Genomic DNA, 18,508 nt, shown 5'->3' with positions numbered 1-18,508 from the left:
GACCTGGCAGCAATTGCCCTGTGCCCATGGCAGACACCGACAACCCAATCTTCGGCGGCCGCTACGAGCTGTTCAGCCGTATCGCCCGGGGCGGGATGTCCGAGGTGTTCCTGGGCCGCGACCGCCTGCTCGATCGGCCTGTCGCCGTCAAGGTGCTGTTCCCCGAGTTCGCGACCGACTCGTCGTTCGTCGAGCGGTTCCGGCGCGAGGCCCAAGCCGCAGCGAACCTGAGCCAGCCGAACGTGGTCGGCGTGTACGACTGGGGCAACCACGAGGGCACCTACTTCATCGTGATGGAGTACGTCGAGGGACGGAGCCTGGCTGAGGTCATCCGCAGCGAGGGTCCGCTGCACCCCGATCGCGCCGCCGACATCGCCATTGACATTGCCGCGGCGCTGGCGTTCGCTCACAGCAACGGCGTCGTGCACCGCGACATCAAGCCGGGCAACGTCATGATCACCCAGTCCGGCCAGGTCAAGGTGGCCGACTTCGGCATCGCACGGGCGCTCGGCGGCGGTTCTGACGACCTGACACGCACCGGTTCGGTGATGGGCACAGCCACGTACTTGTCGCCCGAGCAGGCCCAGGGGCAGGACGCGGACCCGCGCAGCGACGTGTACTCGCTGGCCGTCGTGCTCTATGAGGTGCTCGCGGCGGGGCCGCCGTTCACCGGCGACAGTCCGGTGGCCATCGCCTACAAGCACGTGCAGGAGGTTCCGGTCCCGCCGTCGCGCTACAACGCCGACGTTCCCCACGAGCTCGAAGCCATCTGCCTGCGCGGGCTCGCCAAAGATCCCGATGCCCGCTATGGCTCAGCCGCCGAGATGCGCAACGACCTGCTGCGGTTCCGGGCAGGCCAGCCGACTCATGCCTCAGCGATCGATGTCACGGCGTATTTCCCTGTGGTGACGGCCTCCACGCCGTCGGCGGCACAGCAAGCGCCCGGGTCCGCCCAGGCCGCACCGCCCGCCTACCCGCAGCCGCCCGCTACCCCGCCTACGAACCCTTACGGCCACACGCAGTACCCGCCGCAGTACCCGCAGGGCCCACCGCCCAGCGCTGTCGAGCCGCCGGACCGCACGCCGATGTGGATCACGCTGCTCGTCGTGTTGCTGCTGGTCATCGCGGGGCTGGTGTTCCTGCTGGTCAACGACCGTGGCGAATCGGAAGTCGTGACCGAGCCCGAGAGCACTTCCGACGTGCGGTTGCGAGTACCCAACGTGGTGGGCTTGCACTTCGCCGAAGCCGAGCGCGAGCTCGCCGACGTCGGCTTCGATCACGCCAGCATCGAGTTCTCCGAACGCGACGACGTCGACGAGAACGTCGTCTTCCAGCAGAACCCCCGCGCTGGGCTGCTGCTCGCCGAGCCGAACGATCCCGACAACCCGATCACCCTGTTCGTCGCTGCGCCACGCACCCTGGTCCTGTTGCCCAATGTGGTCGGGCGAACGTACCAAGAGGCTGAGACACTGCTGGTGGCGGCCGGCTTCAGCGTCGAGCGCATCGACGTGCGCAACGACAACCTGTCGATCGGGCTCGTGACCGAGCAGAGCATTCCGAGCACCGAACAGCGCCCGGCAGGCACGATCGTGACGCTGACGGTTTCAGCAGGCCGGGGCGAGGTGGAGGTGCCGCGCCTGATCGGGCAGACGATCGACGACGCGAGGGTCACGCTGGCCCGCCTCGGGCTCGTCGACCGGGTCGAGCGGGAGTTCTCCACCGAGTTCAGCGAGGGGACCGTCATTCGCAGCAGTCCCGAGGCCGCTGCGGCGGTGGAACGGGGCAGCGTCATCACGCTGGTCGTCTCCGATGGGCCTGAAGTACTGGTCGTGCCGTCGCTGGACGAGCTGGGCACTCGTGACGCTGGCGACGTCCAGATAGCGCTCGAGGCGCTCGGTTTCGACGTGAAGCGCTCGTTTCGCGAGGCCTCGAACCCAGATGTCAATCCCGACTATGTGCGGGAACTCAGCCCCGTGCCCGGCACGCAGCAGATCGCCGGGTCCGAAGTGATCATGTTCCTGTGGAAGCCGCCGGTCATCGCCACGGTCCCGAGCCTGCAAGCGCTGGGATCCTTCGATCCCGACGAGATCACCGCCGCCATGACCGAGCTTGGCTTCACGGTCACCCGTCGCACGCAGTCTGTCGCTGAGGGCGACGCGGCAGACGGGCAGGTCATCGCCCTCAACCCGGCGCCGGGAACCGAGATCAAGCTCAACTTCGCCACAGTGACGCTCGTCATCGCCGAAGCCGCCGCGGGAAGCGGCGAAGGCGGAGCCGGAACAGAGGGCGAAGCCGATCCCGGCGGGGACGACGGTTCGAGCGATTCCTGAGCTGGGCCTGGCAGTGCTGCGGATCGCCCGACAATTCACCGACAGACCACTAGGTTGATCGGCCATGGCACGGCCCCGCAAGACCAGCCGCATTACTCCCAAGGGCACGCGACCTCCCAGCGCGCCCGCCCAGCAGCTCAGCGCAAGCAGCCATGGCGAACCGAGCGGCTCGTGGTTTGGCTGGCTGATCGTGGCGCTGCTCGGGTCCGGCACAGCGGTGATCGTGGCGAACTACATGAGCTGGTTGCCCGGCAGTCCCGACAGCGCGTGGATCGCTGTTGGCCTTGGCATCGTCTTGGTGGGCATCCTGCTCGCGACACGCTGGCGCTGATCGGCGGTTCGCCGGCCCGTCCCGAGGCCGCGAGACGCTGATTTCATTTGCGGCAGTTGTCGTTCACGACAGCTCGCATTCGTAGCAGTCATGCAAATGTCGCAAAAAGGTGAACTACATCGATGTGACTTTCCCCAATTTGTGGAAAACCTGTGAACTGGGGCGCTACTCGTCCGCGTTGGCAATGAGATCCATGTCCTCGCTGCAGCAGCGAGGCGGATCCGGGTTCTGCACCGGGGCGCGAGTCATGCGCATCTCGGTGCCGCACAGACTGCACCGGAAGGTGAGCCGCACACGGCGCAGCTCCCCCGGCGGGGGCGGCGGCGGGATCGGCCGTGAGAACGTCGCCATCATCCGCAGGCCAAGCCGGTACACGATGTAGATGAACACCAGCGACAGCGGAACAGCCAGCCACAGGCTCACGCTGCCAAGCTACTGGCGCTTATGCGAAAGTGTCCCTATGCGGCCGAGTGGGACTGAGCCCGGGGACTTTGTCGAGTACGACATGGACCTCTACGAGGCGCAGCGCCGCAGCGCCATGCGTGCTGCTTTGGAGGCCAGCCGGGCTGAGCTGTCCGCGGAACTCGGCATCGAGCTGCAGGTTGCCAGCGAAGGCAACGAACTGGTGCTGGTCGACTCCGAAGGGGTGCGCTACCGGGCAACTCTGAATCACCATGGCCGGCTTGTGCTCACCGCAGCGCGAGGCGCGAGCCTGCTCTAGCGGGTGGGGGCGGCTCGGAAGGCTCGTTCGAGCAGTGATGCCGGGGCCAGCTCGGACTCCGGCTCGGGCTCGGTCATTTCAGCCGGTTCGGGGCGTGACCGGGGCTCGAAGAGCGGTGAGGCGGCAGCACTCTGGGGGGCTCTTGCGCTCGGACTGGATCGCTCCATGACGGGTTCGGGCTCGGGCGCCCGACGATCCACGAACTCCCAACCGACCGGAACTTTGATCCGGTCCGCATGGGCTCGGCACAGCGGGACGATGATGTCGCGCTGGCGAGATGTGCCAGCGATCGTGGCGGCATCGAGGTCGTAGAGCCACGCCCTTGTCTGGGGCACCTCGTAGCCCAGCCCCGCGGTGGCCGTCTCGGTGCACATCCCTCGAACACACTGCAACATGGGTTTTCAAGGTACCGGCGCTCCCGCGACGGGTCGGGGATAGGGACGTCGATCCGGTGCCGAACATCCGATCTCGCTAGGGTTCTTTGCGCCAGAAGCAGGCACGCAGCTGGCAAACACACAAGGGGAGCTGCTGTGGTTGGCGGAGCATTGAAGTCAGCGAGCATGGACGATTTCGACCTGCGGATGTCGACATCGGTCGAGCCGCTGTACGAGGCCGTGAAGACGTTCATCCGCGAAGAGGTCGACCCCATCACCGAAGAGTTCCATCGCCTCGGCGAGAACCGGCCCGAGCGCTGGAGCTGGGGGGCCGGTCAACTTGAACTGCTAGAAGTCGCCAAGACCAAGGCACGCGAGCAGGGCCTGTGGAACTTCTTCCTGCCCGACGCCGAGACCGGCCAAGGCCTCAGCAACCTCGACTACGCCTACATCGCCAACGAGCTCGGCAAGAACCGGCTGGCCTCGGAGTGCCTGAACTGCTCCGCGCCTGACACCGGCAACATGGAAGTGCTGGAACGAGTCGGCACCGCCGAGCAGAAGCAGCAGTGGCTTGAACCGTTGCTCGAGGGCAAGATTCGCTCGGCATACGCGATGACCGAGCCCGCCGTGATGAGTTCGGACGCCAAGCAGGTGCAGACCAATGCTGTGCTCGACGGCGAAGAGTGGCTCATCAACGGCGAGAAGTTCTACATCTCGGGGGCGGGCGACCCGCGCTGCAAGATCATGATCACCATGGTCCGCACCAACCCCGACGCGGACACCTACAAGCAGCAGTCGCAGATCCTCGTGCCGATCGACGCACCGGGCGTGAACATCCTGGGCCCGATGCACGTCTTCGGGTCTGACGACGCACCGCACGGACACATGCACATCACCTTCGAGGACGTGCGCGTGCCCAAGGACAACATCCTGCTCGGCGAGGGCCGGGGTTTCGAGATCAGCCAGCTACGTCTTGGCCCGGGTCGCATCCACCACTGCATGCGCTCCATCGGTGCCGCCGAGAAGGCCATCGAGATGATGGTGGACCGGGGCTTGTCCCGTGAGGGCTTCGGCAAGAAGCTCATCAACCTGGGCAAGAACATGGAGATCGTGTCGCGCTCACGCATCGAGGTCGAGGCAATGCGGCTGATGGTGCTTCGTGCCGCGAAGGCCATGGACACGCTCGGCAACGCAGAGGCTCGCGTCTGGGTCAGCGCCGTCAAGGCGATGGTGCCCGAGAAGTGCTGCGACATCATCAACGAGGCCATCCAGATGCACGGCGCTGCCGGCGTCTCGCAATGGTTCCCGCTGGCCGACATGTGGCACGCGCAGCGCACGTTGAGGCTTGCTGACGGTCCCGACGAGGTGCATCACCACGTCGTGGCACGGACAGAGGTCAAGAACCGCGAGAGCGAGCGGTCCATGGGTCTGGCTGTCGACCACACGTTGGACGGCCCGCGCCAGCCCGCAATGGCGTTCTCTGGCCCCAGCCGCCCGGGGAGCGGGTCTTAGGCGTGGGCGGGGTCGCCTAGGTCTCGCAGCGCCCAGTCGCGGAGCTCTACTTTTCGGATCTTGCCTGAGGGTGTGGTGGGCATCTCGTCCACGAAGATCACTCGGCGGGGGATTTTGAAACTCGCTATGCGGCCGCGGCAGCGCTCCAGGAGGGCATCTTCAGTGAGGTCGTTGGGGGCTGTGGCGGTGCGTTGCACGAAGGCGACCGGGACCTCGACGAGGCGGGGATCGGGGTAGCCGACGACGGCGATCTGTTCGACGCCCTCGACGTCAAGCAAGTAGCCCTCCACCTCGGCGGGCGAGACGTTCTCGCCGCCCACTTTCAGCATGTCCTTGTGGCGGCCGATGAAGACCGCGTGGCCGTCGGGCCGCATCCGGGCGATGTCGCCGGTGTCGAGCCAGCCGTCGTCGTCGAGCACTTCGGCGGTGGCTTCGGGGCGGCGCCAGTACTCCTCCATCACCGTGTAGCCCCGGACGAACAGCGCCCCGGGAACGTCGGGCGGGCATTGGTGGCCGGTCTCGGGGTCGCGGATCTGGTACTCGATGCCGTCCATCGGGTAGCCGGAGGCCTCGGTGCGCTGCTCGACGCTGTGGGTCGGATGGCTGCAGCTCACGAACGCCCAGGACTCGCTCATGCCCCAGCCCGAAACCGTCGGGCAGAACACCTCTTGTGCGCGTCGGGCTACGGGGGTGGACGACTCCATGCCCGCAGCCAGCGTTCCCATCCGCAAGCTGGACACGTCGCGGGGGTGCTCTTCCTGAGCCCGAAGCAGGTCGCCCCAGTGCGAGTCGAATCCGTGCATAACCGTGCCGCCGCGTGACTCGACTTCGGCCAGGATCGCTGCAGGGTCGAAGATGTCGAACAGCACTTGGCAACCGCCGGACAGCACCGCTTGGATCGACACCTCGCCGAATCCGAACAGGTGGAACAGCGGCAGGTAGCTCATGTGAATGTCGTTGGCGGTGTGGCCCAGCAACATGGCGCGCTCTCGGCTGTTGCGCAGGGGGCGGTGGGTGTGCACGACGCCCTTGGGGTGCCCCGTCGTGCCCGAGGTGTACGCCAGCATCATGCGGTCGGCGACGGTCACGCTGGCGGCCCGTTCGGCCAGCTCGGCGTCGGAAACGCTCTCGCCGGCGGCCAGCAGGTCGCCCCAGCTCGGAGTGTCCCCAAGGCTGTCATCGCGAGGTTCGCCGGTGAACACGAGGCGCTCCAGATGCCCTGCCTCAACGATGCCGGGGTAGGCCTCGCACAGCATCTCGCGGAAGTCGATCGGCCCTGACCGGTCGATCGAGATCATGAACCGGCTTTCGGACTGGGCCACCGTGTAGGCGACGTCGTCGGTGCGGTAGCGAGTGTTCAGCGGCACGATGCAGCACCCCACTTTGGGGATCGCGTACTGGAGCCACAGCCACTCGGGCAGATTGGTCATCCAGACGGCCACATGGTCGCCTCGCTGCGCGCCCAGCGCTATGAGCCCCTTGGCCACCCGGTCCACCTCGGCGGCGAAGTCGGTGTAGTCCCAGCGCTGCGAACCGAAGACCACCGCCGGGCGGTCCCCCCACATGCGAGCCGCACGGTCGACGGCGTCACCCAGCAGCAACCAGTCGTATTTCGCACCCTCAGCCATCGCCGCAGCGTAGGTCAATGTTCCCGTGGCACGCCCAGCCGGTGGGCCGTCCCGATGAGTCACTGCGGACGGGAAGCGGTGGTGGGGCTACGTTGAGCGGGTTCGTGCGTTCGTGGGCACTGGTGGGGCGAGCCACCTGCAGCCCGAAGGAGTGGTGCCGCCGTGGAATTCGACCTGATGACGGGATCCTCAACGTGGGGTGAGGCCGCCGAGCTGGCGCAAGCGGTCGAGGGCGCCGGTTTTTCGGGGATGCTCTACACCGAGACCGGGCAGGTGCCGTGGATGCAGCTCGCCGCGGCCGCCATGGCAGCCCCCAGCCTGACCTTCACCACCGGCATCGCGGTTGCGTTCCCACGCAGCCCGATGGTGTCGGCCCAGCTCGCCTGGGAGCTCGCCGGCGAGACCCGTGGCCGTTTCCGGCTGGGGCTCGGCAGCCAGGTCAAGGGCCACGTGGTCCGGCGTTACTCGGCTGAGTTTGATCGACCAGCTGCACGAATGCGCGACTACGTGCTGGCAGTGAAGGCGTGCCTGCGGGCGTTCCGGCGGGACGAGAAGCTCAGCCACGAGGGCGAATTCTTCAACCTCAGCCTGCTGCCGGCGCAATGGATGCCACGCAGGCACGACTACGGCGACGTCAAGGTCGATATCTCGTCGGTGGGGCCGATCATGAACCGGGTGGCGGGCGAAGTGGCCGACGGGGTGCATGTCCATCCGATGCACACGATGCACTACATCCGCGAGCGGCTGCTGCCCGAGGTGGCCCAGGGCGCCGAGCGGGCCGGCCGCGATGTCACCGAGCTGGACCTGATCGTGCCGGTCTTTGCGGCTCCCGGCGACTCGCCCGAAGAGCTGGCACCGCTGATCCGGCGTGCCAAGACGCAGGTCGCCTTCTACGGCACTACGCCGAATTATTCGTTCCAGTTCACCGATCTGGGGTACGAGGGCGTCACCGAGAAGCTGCGCGACTTGATGCGCACAGGCGACATCAACGGCATGGCCGACGTCATCACCGACGACATGCTCGAGCACTTCGCCGTCGTCGCACCGTGGGACGAGATGGGTGACCGGCTGAAAGACCGGTACGGCGGCACTGCGGCCCGGGTGGTCATGTACTTGGCCGAAGAGCAGATCCGCAAGAACCCTGACATGGTTCACAAGTGGGGCGAGGTGGCGCAGGCCACACGCTCCTGAACGCAGCTTCAACGCAGCGTTTGGCGACAGGAGATGACGTGACTGACGATGGCAACGCGGACCGGGTGGCCTTGGTGACCGGCGGTGGCCGGGGCATCGGGCGGGAGATCTGCCTGGGGTTGGCCCGCGCCGGGCGACGGGTTGCCGTAGCCGACCTGCGAGTGCCCGAGGCCACCGACACAGCCGCGGCGATCAACACTGAGAGCAGCACCGGCCGCCATGGCGGCGGCGAATCCAACAGAGCAATTGCCGTGGCGATGGACGTCGCTGACTCTGATTCGGTGGCCCAGGGACTGCTGGCGGTGGCCGATGAGCTCGGCCCGGTCGAAGTCCTCGTGAACTGCGCCGGCTGGGACGAGCTGAAGCCGTTCGGAACGACCGACGAGGCGTTCTGGGACCGCATCATCGAGATCAACTACAAGGGTCCGCTGCGGACTACGCATGGGTGCCTGCCCGCCATGATCGAGGCAGGCTTTGGCCGGATCGTGAACATCGGATCCGACGCCGGACGGGTGGGTTCGTCGGGCGAGGCCGTCTATGCCGGTGCCAAGGGCGGCGTCATCGCCTTCACGAAGACCATTGCCCGTGAGGTGGCGCGGCGTGGCATCACCGCGAACGTGGTGTGCCCTGGGCCGACGGACACGCCGCTGTTGGCAGAAATCGCCTCGGCTACCGACACGAGCGACAAGATCATCGGCGCAATGGCCCGGGCCGTGCCCATGAAGCGCATCGGTCAGCCGCACGAGGTGGCTTCGGCTGTCGTCTACCTGTGCAGCGAGGAGGCCGGGTTCATCACCGGCCAGACGCTGTCGGTCAGCGGCGGCCTCACGATGGCTTAGGTGCGCGGAGTGGTGGCGATGGTGTTGCTGTCGTAGAGGGCGGCGATCTCGCTAGGCGTGAAGTCGAGTTCGGTCAGGATCGTCTCGTTGTGCTGGCCCAGCTTGGGCGGTGGACTGACATCGGCAGGCGTGGTGTCGAAACGGAACGCCAGGCCGGGGAACAGCTGCGGCCGCTCGCCGGGGCGGGCGAGGTCAACCATGAGGCCGCGGGCGGTGCTGTGGTCGTCGTTGACGATGTCGGCGATCGTCATCACGGCTGACGCTGCGATGCCGGCTGCCTGCAGTTCGGCGGCGGCCTCGTGCTTGTCGCGGGCGTCGGCCCAGCGATTGATGATGGCATCGATGGCGTCGTGATCGGCTCGACGGGCCGCAAATTCTGCCCATTGCGGCGAACAGCACTCGTCGCCGAACTCGCTGCAGAGGATTCCGGCCAGTGCCGTCCAGGCCCGGGCGTCGGTGACCGTCAGCGCCAGCCAGGCATCTTCGCCCGCGCACCGGTACACACCCGACGGGGCTGAGTCGCGTGAGCGCGCCCCGCGGCGCGACGGCAGCGGAGACTCGGGCGGGCGCAGCGAGGCCTCCCCGAACTGGTCGCCGGCAACCGCTATGGCGGTCTCGAGCTGGGACAGGTCGACCGCGACCGACTCGGCGCAGCGCCAGTGCTGCCACAACGCAGCTAGAGCGATAACCGTGCCGTGCAGGCCGCCGACCACATCGGGGAAGGCGATGCCCTGCTTGTAGGGGCCCGAGTCTGGGTAACCAGTGGCGGAGGCCAGACCCGAGGCGGCATCGAGCACTGGACCCCAGCTGATGCGTTCGGCGTCGGGTCCCGTGGCGCCGAACCCCGACATGTCCAGCGTCACGATGCCGGGATTCATCTCACGCAACTCGGCCGGCGTGATCCCGAGCGATCGAACGCCTCGGGGGCTGTAGTTGTTCACCACGATGTCGGCGTTCGCCACTATCTGGCGCAGCACCTCGCGCCCGCCGGGCGCCTTTGCATCGAGGCAGAGGCAGCGCTTGGAGCGGTTCATCTTGTTCCAATAGCCGAGCCGGTTGAACCAGTCGTCGCCCGGGTCGTTGTTGGCGAAAACGCCGTTGCGCGACAGCGGCCCGGGAAGCTGTCCCCATTCCCAATCACCTCGCTCAGCGGCGATCATCTCTGCCGGCGGCATGGCGAGGCCTCGGGCGGTGGGGTGCTCGATCTTGACGACGTCGGCGCCGAGATCACCCAGCAACCGGCCGACGAGGGGCCCCGCCCAGGCGATGGCGAACTCCACGACACGAACGCCTGCCAGGGGCTTGATGCCCTCGGGCCAGGTTCGTTCTCTCGACGCCGGGTCCTCGGCGCCCTCGCCAAGTGCTGGGGCGCGGCAGAACGCGGGCGTCGCACCCTTGATGCGGGCGGGCGGGCCGGGCAGCCGGGCATTCTCGGCAGCGGCGTGTGGGGCGGCACTGGTGCCAAGAGGTACCCAGAAGTCGCGTGCGGCGAGCTGCGGACTGGCCAGCATGTCGTCGAGACTGGCGACCGGACCAGAGGGAACCTGGTTGTCCTGCAGCGCAGCCACCGCTTCGGTCACGGTCTTGGTGGCAGCCCAGGCGCAGATGATCTCGTCGAGCTCGTCGGCGTAGTCGAAGCGCACGGCAGGCACGTAGAAGTCATCGCGGGCCAGCAGCTCCACCTGGTCCATGGCCACACAGAGGCCTTCCCACTGGTGCGCGGACACCGCCGCAATGCACACCCAGCCGTCGATGCACTCATAGAGCGCGAGCGGGTGATGCTGCTCGCCGAAGCGATTGCCCCAGCGCTGCTTGGTGACGCCGTTGTGCGTGTAGAGGCTGAAGCTCCACTGGTGGGCGTTCGCCAGGGCCTCCAGCGCGGAGATCTCCACCAGGTCGCCGCGGTCGGCCGTCGCGGCGTTGACTAGCGCAGCCTGAGTGCCGATGGCGGCCGTGGCGCCGACCAGGTGCGTGAGCCACGGCCCGCCGCCCGGCAGCGGATGCCGGTCAGGCTCGCCGTTCAGGCTCATGTGTCCACCGAGCGCCCAATGCTCCAGTGGGCCGGCCCGCCAGGCCGATTTAGGCCCGGTGAATCCGTATGGAGTGATGGCTGTCACCACCAGTTCAGGGTGCGCCTCTCGGGTCGCAGCAATGTCGGATTGGGTCTCGCTCAGCTCTCCCTCGACGTCGAGCACGACGACGTCGAAGCCGTCGGTCAGCTCTGAGAGCGGAGTGCCAGCGTCGACGATGACGCTTGACGTGTTCGCCCGCAAGTACTCCCAGGCGATCGAGACCTCGTTGCCGTCCCGGTCGGCGACGAGACCCATCCGCCGCAGTGCCGAACCCTCGGGCGGCTCGCCCACAACAACGTCGGCACCGGCCATCGCCAGCAACCGGGCGCAGTACGCACCCGCCCGCCCGTCACTCAGATCCAGTACTCGTACGCCCCGCACATCGCCCCTGAATCGCCGACAGCCCAAAGGTCTCGGAGCGTACCGACGCCCCCCGATCCGTGCTTCAGGGAAGGGTCAGGCTCAACCTGGCGAGGGACTAGCTGCCGTGACCACAAACGTTTGCGTGGTTGAGGCGGGCTGAATGCCTCGCGCTGGCCTCGACAAAATCGTTTTCTGTGCAGAAATGATCGCTGAGCGACTGATTTTGCACAGAAAAGCGACACACTGGCAAGCGTTTGCTGACACGGCACTAGCTGCCGTAGTCAGGGTCTCGGCGTTCGGCGAAGGCGCGGAGGCCCTCGGAGGCGTCGGGGGAGGCGAAGGCTGCCCGGGTGTACTCCTGGTAGAGGCGCAGGCCGTCGGGCAGGGACATCTCGCTGCCGCGCAGTGCCAGTTCCTTCGTCATCCGGATGGCGGCGGGGCCGTTTGCGGCGATCTGGTCGGCGATGCCGCGGGCGGTCGACTGCAGGTCTTCCGGGGCGGTCATCTCGCTGACCAGGCCGACCCGCAGCGCTTCGGCGGCGTCAACGAAGGCGCCGGTCAGCAGCAGCCGCATCGCATCCGACGAGCCGATCAGGCCGGGCAGCCGCAGCGCCCCGTATCCGTGCAGGATCGCCCAGCGCACCTCTGGGCAGCCGAACTGTGCGGTGTTGTCGCAGACCCGAATGTCGCAGAACAGCGCCAGCTCGAGCCCGCCGGCCAGGCAGTAGCCTTGGACCGCCGCGATCGTGGGCTTGGCGGTCTCGAGCCCTACGTCGAAGCGGTCCGGCCGCCACGGCATCCACGCAGTCCGGTCGGCGAACTCGCCGAGATCGTGGCCCGACGTGAACGCCCGGCCGGTCCCGGTGACGATCATGCACCGCACCGCCGGATCAGCGTCAGCTTCTCCCAGCGCGGCGCCGATGCCGTGGTACATCTCGTCGGTCATCGCGTTGAGCTTGTCCGGGCGATTCAACGTGATCGTCGCCACGTGCCCGTCGACGTCGTAGGTCACCTCGTCCATTGCGCTCCCCCTGTGCCGCCCGACTGTGCTGGTCGGTCTTGGGTCCACGTCGACACTAGGTCAGTAGTTCCGAGGGGTTCGTGGTCGCAAAGGGCGACTGAGCGGCTGGGGCGGGTGCGGTCGTTGTGGCGTTCGAGGCTGAACTCGCCTTTGAGGGTCTGGTTGACGGACTCGACAACAAAGCACAGCGTCGTGACGAGTCAAGTAGGAGCGTCACGGGCCCGTTTCAATGGAACGTATGTCGTTGTCTCATAGTTGATCCAGTTCGGGTCATACTTTGGCCGCATGAGCAGGTCGCGGCCGTGGGCGGGCAATACCCATTCCGTTGTGACATCGAAGGAACTGCCTGTCAGGCCGCGGGCCGCAATGGATGTGCTGCCGACCCTGTCTCACCGCAGCAATCGTCACCGCAGCATCGCCGGAAACCAGCGATCGCGCTGACAGTCCGGCATCAAAGCGATGAATGTGCTCCGCAGGAAATGGCTGTGCACACCGATACTCGGCGCAGCAGCACTGCTCGCGGTGACGTGGGGTCCGGTGGCCTCGTCGGTATCGGCCTCGAGACCGACAGGCGTCGCCGGAACGCCTCTGCGGACCGACGTCGATCTGAGCGCGAGCGCTGACGCCGAGATGCTGCCCACAGGCCGTGGTCCCGCAGCGGCCGAGCAGCTCCCCGACAACGGCAAGCCGTCTGTTTCCACGCGTTCAGAGAGCGAGACAGTTCCCGAGCTCAAGGTGCGCACCGTGGTCTCGGGACTGACGAACCCATGGGACATAGCGTTCGCCCCCGACGGGACCATGCTGTACACGCAGCGATCCGGGGTGCTTACTGCCAAGCTGGCCGATGGAACCACCACCGCGATCACGGCGGACATGAGCGACCTGTTCGCCCGCGGCGAAACCGGGCTGATGGCGATCGCCGTCGATCCCGCCTTCGAGACCAATCGCCGCATCTACACCTGCCAGGGTCATACGGGCCCCGAAGTGCAAGTGATCGCATGGACCTTGAACGATGACTACACCACGGCCACCCGCGTCAACGATCCGCTCGTGGGCGGCATACCGGCGGACCCAACATATGGCCGCCATGGCGGCTGCCGGTTGCGGTTCGGCCCCGCGGGCAACCTGTGGATAGCCACCGGCGATGCCACTGTCGGCACTCACCCCCAAGACCAGTCCACGCTGGGCGGCAAAGTGCTGCGCGTCAGCGCCGCCACAGGCAGCGCCGCAGCGGGGAACCCGACCGCCGGCTCGCTCGTCTACTCCTTCGGCCACCGCAACGTGCAAGGACTCGCGCTGCGTCCGGGCACCAGTGAGATGTGGTCAGTCGAGCACGGCCCCACGTTCGACGACGAGATCAACCTGCTCGTGGCAGGAGGCAACTACGGCTGGGATCCAATCCCGGACTACAACGAGCGGGTCTCGATGACCGACCTCACCAAGTTCCCGAGCGCCGTCGAGGCCAAATGGTCGTCGGGGAGCAGCACACTCGCCACCAGCGGCGGAGTCTTCCTCGACGGTGACATCTGGGGGGCGTGGGAGGGTCGGCTAGCTGTGGCCACGCTCAAGGACCGCAGACTCAGGCTGTTCGAGTTCGGCGACGACGGCGCATTCATGAGCCAGACGTCTCCGAGCGCTCTGCGCAACACATATGGCCGTCTGCGGACACCGGTGCTGGGACCAGGCGGGGCGTTGTACATCACCACGTCGAACGGCAGCGGCAACGACAAGATCCTGCGGGTCACACCGAAGCAGGCACCCAGCTTCGACGAGGCCTCTTACGCCGTCAGCGTTGCTGAGGACACCGCAATCGGAAGCGTCGTTGCCAGTGTCAGCGCACAAGATTTGAACGACGACGCGTTCATGTACTCGCTGAGCGGCACCGGCGCTGCGCTGTTCCGCATCTCCGACAGTGCAACAGGCGACATCGAACTCGCTGCCGCGCTCGACTATGAGACGGACACGTCGCATGAGATCATCGTCATCGCATCCGATGTGGACCAGATGGCTGCCACAGTGATCGTGACAGTGACGGTCTCCGACGTGAATGAGCCTGCGGAGATCACGGGCGACGCGTTGATCAACTTCGTCGAGAACGGCACCGGAAGCGTCGCGGACTACAGCGCGAACGACCCGGAGCAGAAGGAACAGGTGACGTGGTCGCTGTCGGGCGACGATTCCGCGTTCTTCGAGATCGACTCGAACGGAGGGCTGCGGTTCAAGCGATCCCTTGACCCGCCCGATCGTGAGGCCGTGCGAGGAAACGTGTACGACGTGACGGTGGAGGCTTTCGACGGCAAGGACGCAGACGGAAACGCCGACCCGTCGGTCGATGACCGGTTCGATGTCACGGTGACCGTCACCGACGAAGATGAAGCGCCGGTGATCACTGCGGGACCGACCACCGCGAGCGTCGCCGAGGGGCATACGGGCGAAGTGGCGCGGTTCGAGGCGGAAGATCCAGAGGGCGAGGGCGTTACTTGGGTGCTGCTGGGCGCCGACCGGGCGGACCTCACGATTGGGCGCACTGACGGCATCGTCTCGTTTGCCGGCACGCCGGACTACGAGCATCCAGACGATTCAGACGCCGACAACTCCTACGTGGTCACCGTGCAAGCTTCCGACGGCGAGCTGACGGCCACCCGCTCGCTGAGCGTGACGGTCGCCAACCAAGATGAACCCGGCACGGTCACGTTGTCGTCGCCCCAGCCCCAGGCCGGCACGGCACTGAAGGTGACACTGGACGATCCCGATGGAGGAGTTGGCGACGAAACATGGACCTGGGAGCGCTCGCAGGTGGCGTCGCGGTCGGGATGGACAACGATCAGCGCCGCGACATCGGGGTCCTACACACCGGTCGATGGTGACGTGAGCCGCTATCTGCGAGTAACGATGTCGTACCGGGACCGCGAGGGCCCCACCGATCCGCAAGACCCCAACAAGACGATCAGCACCGAGTCCGACCGTGCAGTTCGCGCAGCGCCCGCCGACAACGAGCCGCCCGCATTCCCGTCGACGGAGACGGGAATGCGCAGTGTCGAGGAGAACTCCGCTCCAGGCACCAACATCGGCACAGCCGTTGCTGCGGATGATCCCGACGACGATGACCTGACCTACTCGCTCGCGGGCGAAGACGCGGCATCCTTTGACATCGACGCCGATACCGGTCAGTTGCTGACCAAGGCGGCGTTGGACTACGAGGACAAGGCCGCATACCAGATCAGCGTGACGGTCCGTGATCCCTCGCTTCTGTCTGCATCGCAGCCGGTGACGATCCAGGTGGACGATGTGAATGAAGCGCCAACCGTCTTCGGGCCCGCTGTGCCGGGCTACGCCGAGAGTCGCACTGATGCGGTTGCGCAGTACACGGCGGCGGATCCTGAAGACGACAACGTCAAGTGGAGCCTGGGAGGCACCGACGCCGGCCGCTTCCAGATCGACGAGGACACGGGAGAGCTGAGCTTCGTCGAGACACCCGACTTCGAGCACCCCGCTGACGCAGATCTGCGAAACGACTACCAGGTCATCGTGTGTGCCTTCGACGGCGAACAGTGCGGCACCTTTGTGGTCATCGTGACCGTCGCAGATGAGAATGAGGAGGGGTCGCTGACGCTCTCGCTCACGCTGCCTGGAGTGAATTCGAGGCTGGACGCGTTCTTGTCGGAACCCGACGCAGGTGTCGCCGACGAAGCGTGGTCCTGGGAGCGCTCCAACGATGGGACCGACTGGACGCTGATCGACGGCGCGACATCGTCGGGCTACCGGCCGAGTGCCGACGACCTGGGCCACTGGCTCCGGGTCACGGTCACGTACTCCGACAACTTCGGATCAGGCCAGTCAGCATCGGTAGAGACTGTCAGCGCTGTTCAGGCGTCAGCGGTCATCGGCCGCCCGGCCACGAGACCTACCACCGGCGCTGCTGGTGGTGGCGGCGGCGCTGGTGGCGGCGGCGGCGGCGGATTTGCTGAGAGCACAGCGGTGCTGATTGTGGCGAATGGGTGGAGTGCAGCTGATATCGGTGTGGCTGCTGCATTGTCTGCGCGCACGCCCGAATCCGCTGTGATCTATACGGCCCCGGAGCGGTTGTCGAGTTCGGCTCGTGAATTGCTGGTCGAATACTTGCCCGCGGTGGTGATCGTTGTTGGCGGGGAGGCAGCGGTCAGCGATGCGGTGTTGGCGTCAGCGCGGCGCGCGTCGGAGGTCGACGCGGTGCATCGCATCACGGGTGCAGCCCGCACCGATACCGCAGCAGCGGTGGCACGACGCATATTGGGCCAGGCTGATCAAGCAAGCGCGACGGTCATTTTGGCGAATGGGTGGAGCCCCGCCGACATCGGTTTGGCCGCGGCACTGTCAGCACGCACGCCGCGCTCGGCTGTGGCGTACGTGCGGGCGGCGGCACTGCCCCAGGCCACCAAGCGGTTGCTGGAGGATTTCCGGCCCAGCCGAGTGGTGATCGTCGGCGGCACCGCCGCGGTGCATCCCGCAGTGGAAACGGCGATCCGTGAGGTGGTGCCCCGCGTTGCCTTCGAGCGCGTCAGCGGGCCGACCCGTGCCGGAACCGCTGCGGGGGTGGCTCGACGCTTCCTGGGGCCGCCTGAAGCGGCGGTGACCGACCAACTGACCGTCATCGTCGCGAACGGGTGGAGCCCGCCCGACGTCGGCGTGGCCGCAGCGCTGTCGGCTCGCACCAAAGGCTCCGTTGTGCTGTACACCGAAGCACGGCGCTTGTCTCCCGAGGCCGAGGCGGTGCTGCGCGCCTACCGCCCGTCGCGACTGGTCTTTGTCGGCGGTCCCGCAGCGATCACCAACGAAACCAAAGAACAAGCCCGCGCCGTGGTGCCCGGCGCCAGCGCACCCCGCTACAGCGGCTCCACACGCACCCACACCGCAGCAGCCGTCGCTCGCCGCATCCTCGGCAACCCCTAGCGCATGTCCATGCGGGCGGACCGCCACGAGCACGAGTTCAGCACCGCGGAGGCCGGGTCCCGTCGTACGATCCGAGTGACACCGCGCGTCGAACCGGACGCGCGGCCGCCGCCACTCGAAGGGCATGCATGATGTCAGTGTGGGCGCAACAACTGCAGCCGCCGAATCGACGAGCGCCGCAGTGAGCATCGCCGATCTCATAGCGGACAAGGGGTACGTCGTCGCCGACGGGGCAATGGGCACCCGGCTGTTCGCCATGGGCCTCAGCTCCGGCGATTCGCCTGAGGAATGGAACGTCAGCCACGAGGCCGAGGTGCGTGCGGTCCACCGGTCGTACCTGGCCGCCGGGGCCGACCTGGTCGTGACGAACAGCTTCGGGGGCACCCACTTCCGCATGGCACTGCACCGCCTCGAAGACCGGGTGTGCGAGCTCAACGGAGCCGCCGCCCGCATCGCACGCCTCGAAGCTGACGCAGAATCCGAGCGGGCCGGGCGGCCGGTGCTGGTGGCGGGTTCGATGGGGCCGACCGGTGAGCTGCTGGCGCCGCTTGGCAACATGACGGCCGGGGAATGCGAGGCGGCGTTCGCGGTGCAGGCGACGGCCCTGGCGGCCGGCGGGGCCGACCTGCTGTGGATCGAGACGATGAGCGCTCTCGACGAGGTGGAGGCCGCTGTGCGGGGGGCGCGGTCGGCGTGCGATCTGCCGGTTGCCGCAACCATGAGCTTCGACACCGCCGGTTGCACGATGATGGGCGTGACCGGCAATGAGCTGGCCGAGCGGCTGGCGCAGCTGGATCTGGCCGCCATCGGCGCCAACTGCGGCAACAACGTGCCCGACACCGAGTCAGCGGTGGTTGCCATTGCCGGGGCTGACCATGCAACCCCGGTCGTCTCCAAGCCGAACGCAGGTGTTCCGGTCTGGAGCGGGCATGGATTCGTCTACAACGGCACGCCCGAGATGCTGGCTGCCCATGCACACCGGGCCCTGCTCGCAGGCGTGACCGTGATCGGCACCTGCTGTGGCAGCACGGCGGAGCACACCGCCAAGATCGTCGCTGTTCTGAGCGGCGACGAGCCCCCGCCGGAGGTTGAGCCGACGCCTGACCCCGGCACCGTCATCGAGAACCGCCTGGCCCGTCGCCGCCACCGGAGGCGCCGGAGCGCGTAGTCGCACCCCGGCGAAGACGCCGGACGAAG

13 protein-coding genes are annotated in these 18,508 nt (G+C 67.0%); 8 read left to right on the top strand and 5 right to left on the bottom strand.

Annotation, left to right across the window (positions count from 1 at the left end; genetic code table 11):
• Positions 1–26 precede the first annotated feature (26 nt).
• Together pknB and ACOOHB_RS15375 are read left to right on the top strand one after the other, a co-directional pair.
• Positions 27–2,330: a Stk1 family PASTA domain-containing Ser/Thr kinase gene (gene pknB / locus ACOOHB_RS15380; protein ID WP_420445690.1), complete on the top strand. Its 2,304-nt coding sequence runs from the start codon at positions 27–29 to the stop codon at positions 2,328–2,330.
• Positions 2,331–2,394: 64 nt separating this feature from the next.
• A complete protein-coding gene (locus ACOOHB_RS15375) occupies positions 2,395–2,661 on the top strand; it encodes a cell division protein CrgA (RefSeq protein ID WP_420445689.1) in 267 nt (88 codons plus the stop codon).
• Between the two features lie 165 nt (positions 2,662–2,826).
• Here ACOOHB_RS15375 and ACOOHB_RS15370 read toward each other — a convergent pair whose 3' ends face one another.
• Entirely contained in the window at positions 2,827–3,084 is a 258-nt protein-coding gene (locus tag ACOOHB_RS15370) for a hypothetical protein (RefSeq protein WP_420445688.1), read from the bottom strand.
• 37 nt (positions 3,085–3,121) lie between these two features.
• Here ACOOHB_RS15370 and ACOOHB_RS15365 point away from each other — a divergent pair, with 37 nt between their 5' ends.
• Positions 3,122–3,382 carry a hypothetical protein gene (locus tag ACOOHB_RS15365; RefSeq protein ID WP_419551375.1) on the top strand — a complete coding sequence of 87 codons (261 nt, stop codon included), beginning with the start codon at positions 3,122–3,124 and terminating at the stop codon, positions 3,380–3,382.
• On the opposite strand, the gene ACOOHB_RS15360 is transcribed toward ACOOHB_RS15365, so the two are convergent.
• A complete protein-coding gene (locus ACOOHB_RS15360; RefSeq protein WP_420445687.1) occupies positions 3,379–3,777 on the bottom strand; it encodes a DUF3499 family protein in 399 nt (132 codons plus the stop codon). The genes ACOOHB_RS15365 and ACOOHB_RS15360 overlap by 4 nt on opposite strands.
• Before the next feature lie 165 nt (positions 3,778–3,942).
• Here ACOOHB_RS15360 and ACOOHB_RS15355 point away from each other — a divergent pair, with 165 nt between their 5' ends.
• On the top strand, positions 3,943–5,268 hold the full coding sequence (locus ACOOHB_RS15355) for an acyl-CoA dehydrogenase family protein (RefSeq protein ID WP_420445686.1): 1,326 nt from the start codon (positions 3,943–3,945) through the stop codon (positions 5,266–5,268).
• On the opposite strand, the gene ACOOHB_RS15350 is transcribed toward ACOOHB_RS15355, so the two are convergent.
• Positions 5,265–6,896, bottom strand: a complete 1,632-nt coding sequence (locus tag ACOOHB_RS15350) for a class I adenylate-forming enzyme family protein (RefSeq protein ID WP_420445685.1) — start codon at positions 6,894–6,896, stop codon at positions 5,265–5,267. The two genes, ACOOHB_RS15355 and ACOOHB_RS15350, sit on opposite strands and share 4 nt — an antisense overlap.
• A gap of 162 nt (positions 6,897–7,058) precedes the next feature.
• On the opposite strand from ACOOHB_RS15350, the gene ACOOHB_RS15345 reads away from it, so the two are divergent.
• Both ACOOHB_RS15345 and ACOOHB_RS15340 read left to right on the top strand, forming a co-directional pair.
• Positions 7,059–8,087, top strand: coding sequence for a TIGR03617 family F420-dependent LLM class oxidoreductase (locus tag ACOOHB_RS15345; RefSeq protein WP_420445684.1), 1,029 nt, complete (start codon positions 7,059–7,061; stop codon positions 8,085–8,087).
• Between the two features lie 38 nt (positions 8,088–8,125).
• Positions 8,126–8,926 carry an SDR family NAD(P)-dependent oxidoreductase gene (locus ACOOHB_RS15340; RefSeq protein WP_420445683.1) on the top strand — a complete coding sequence of 267 codons (801 nt, stop codon included), beginning with the start codon at positions 8,126–8,128 and terminating at the stop codon, positions 8,924–8,926.
• On the opposite strand, the gene ACOOHB_RS15335 is transcribed toward ACOOHB_RS15340, so the two are convergent.
• Both ACOOHB_RS15335 and ACOOHB_RS15330 read right to left on the bottom strand, forming a co-directional pair.
• Positions 8,923–11,379 (bottom strand): CoA transferase, encoded by a 2,457-nt coding sequence (locus ACOOHB_RS15335; protein WP_420445682.1) that lies wholly within the window; start codon positions 11,377–11,379, stop codon positions 8,923–8,925. The genes ACOOHB_RS15340 and ACOOHB_RS15335 overlap by 4 nt on opposite strands.
• 250 nt (positions 11,380–11,629) lie before the next feature.
• Positions 11,630–12,382, bottom strand: coding sequence for an enoyl-CoA hydratase/isomerase family protein (locus ACOOHB_RS15330; protein WP_420445681.1), 753 nt, complete (start codon positions 12,380–12,382; stop codon positions 11,630–11,632).
• Positions 12,383–12,841: 459 nt separating this feature from the next.
• Here ACOOHB_RS15330 and ACOOHB_RS15325 point away from each other — a divergent pair, with 459 nt between their 5' ends.
• Together ACOOHB_RS15325 and ACOOHB_RS15320 are read left to right on the top strand one after the other, a co-directional pair.
• Positions 12,842–17,311, top strand: a complete 4,470-nt coding sequence (locus ACOOHB_RS15325) for a PQQ-dependent sugar dehydrogenase (RefSeq protein ID WP_420445680.1) — start codon at positions 12,842–12,844, stop codon at positions 17,309–17,311.
• 139 nt (positions 17,312–17,450) lie between these two features.
• On the top strand, positions 17,451–18,479 hold the full coding sequence (locus ACOOHB_RS15320) for a homocysteine S-methyltransferase family protein (protein WP_420445679.1): 1,029 nt from the start codon (positions 17,451–17,453) through the stop codon (positions 18,477–18,479).
• Positions 18,480–18,508 lie beyond the last annotated feature (29 nt).

It is taken from the genome of Candidatus Poriferisodalis sp. (assembly GCF_965215815.1).
GTDB lineage: Bacteria > Actinomycetota > Acidimicrobiia > Acidimicrobiales > Poriferisodalaceae > Poriferisodalis.
Note: the sequence above shows the minus strand (reverse complement) of the source record. Positions and strands in the feature narration are given on the sequence as shown.

Coding starts and splice junctions, on each gene's coding strand:
- pknB (WP_420445690.1), top strand. CDS start 27: ATGGCAGACACCGACAACCCAATCTTCGGCGGCCGCTACGAGCTGTTC.
- ACOOHB_RS15375 (WP_420445689.1), top strand. CDS start 2,395: ATGGCACGGCCCCGCAAGACCAGCCGCATTACTCCCAAGGGCACGCGA.
- ACOOHB_RS15365 (WP_419551375.1), top strand. CDS start 3,122: ATGCGGCCGAGTGGGACTGAGCCCGGGGACTTTGTCGAGTACGACATG.
- ACOOHB_RS15360 (WP_420445687.1), bottom strand. CDS start 3,777: ATGTTGCAGTGTGTTCGAGGGATGTGCACCGAGACGGCCACCGCGGGG.
- ACOOHB_RS15355 (WP_420445686.1), top strand. CDS start 3,943: ATGGACGATTTCGACCTGCGGATGTCGACATCGGTCGAGCCGCTGTAC.
- ACOOHB_RS15350 (WP_420445685.1), bottom strand. CDS start 6,896: ATGGCTGAGGGTGCGAAATACGACTGGTTGCTGCTGGGTGACGCCGTC.
- ACOOHB_RS15330 (WP_420445681.1), bottom strand. CDS start 12,382: ATGGACGAGGTGACCTACGACGTCGACGGGCACGTGGCGACGATCACG.
- ACOOHB_RS15325 (WP_420445680.1), top strand. CDS start 12,842: ATGAATGTGCTCCGCAGGAAATGGCTGTGCACACCGATACTCGGCGCA.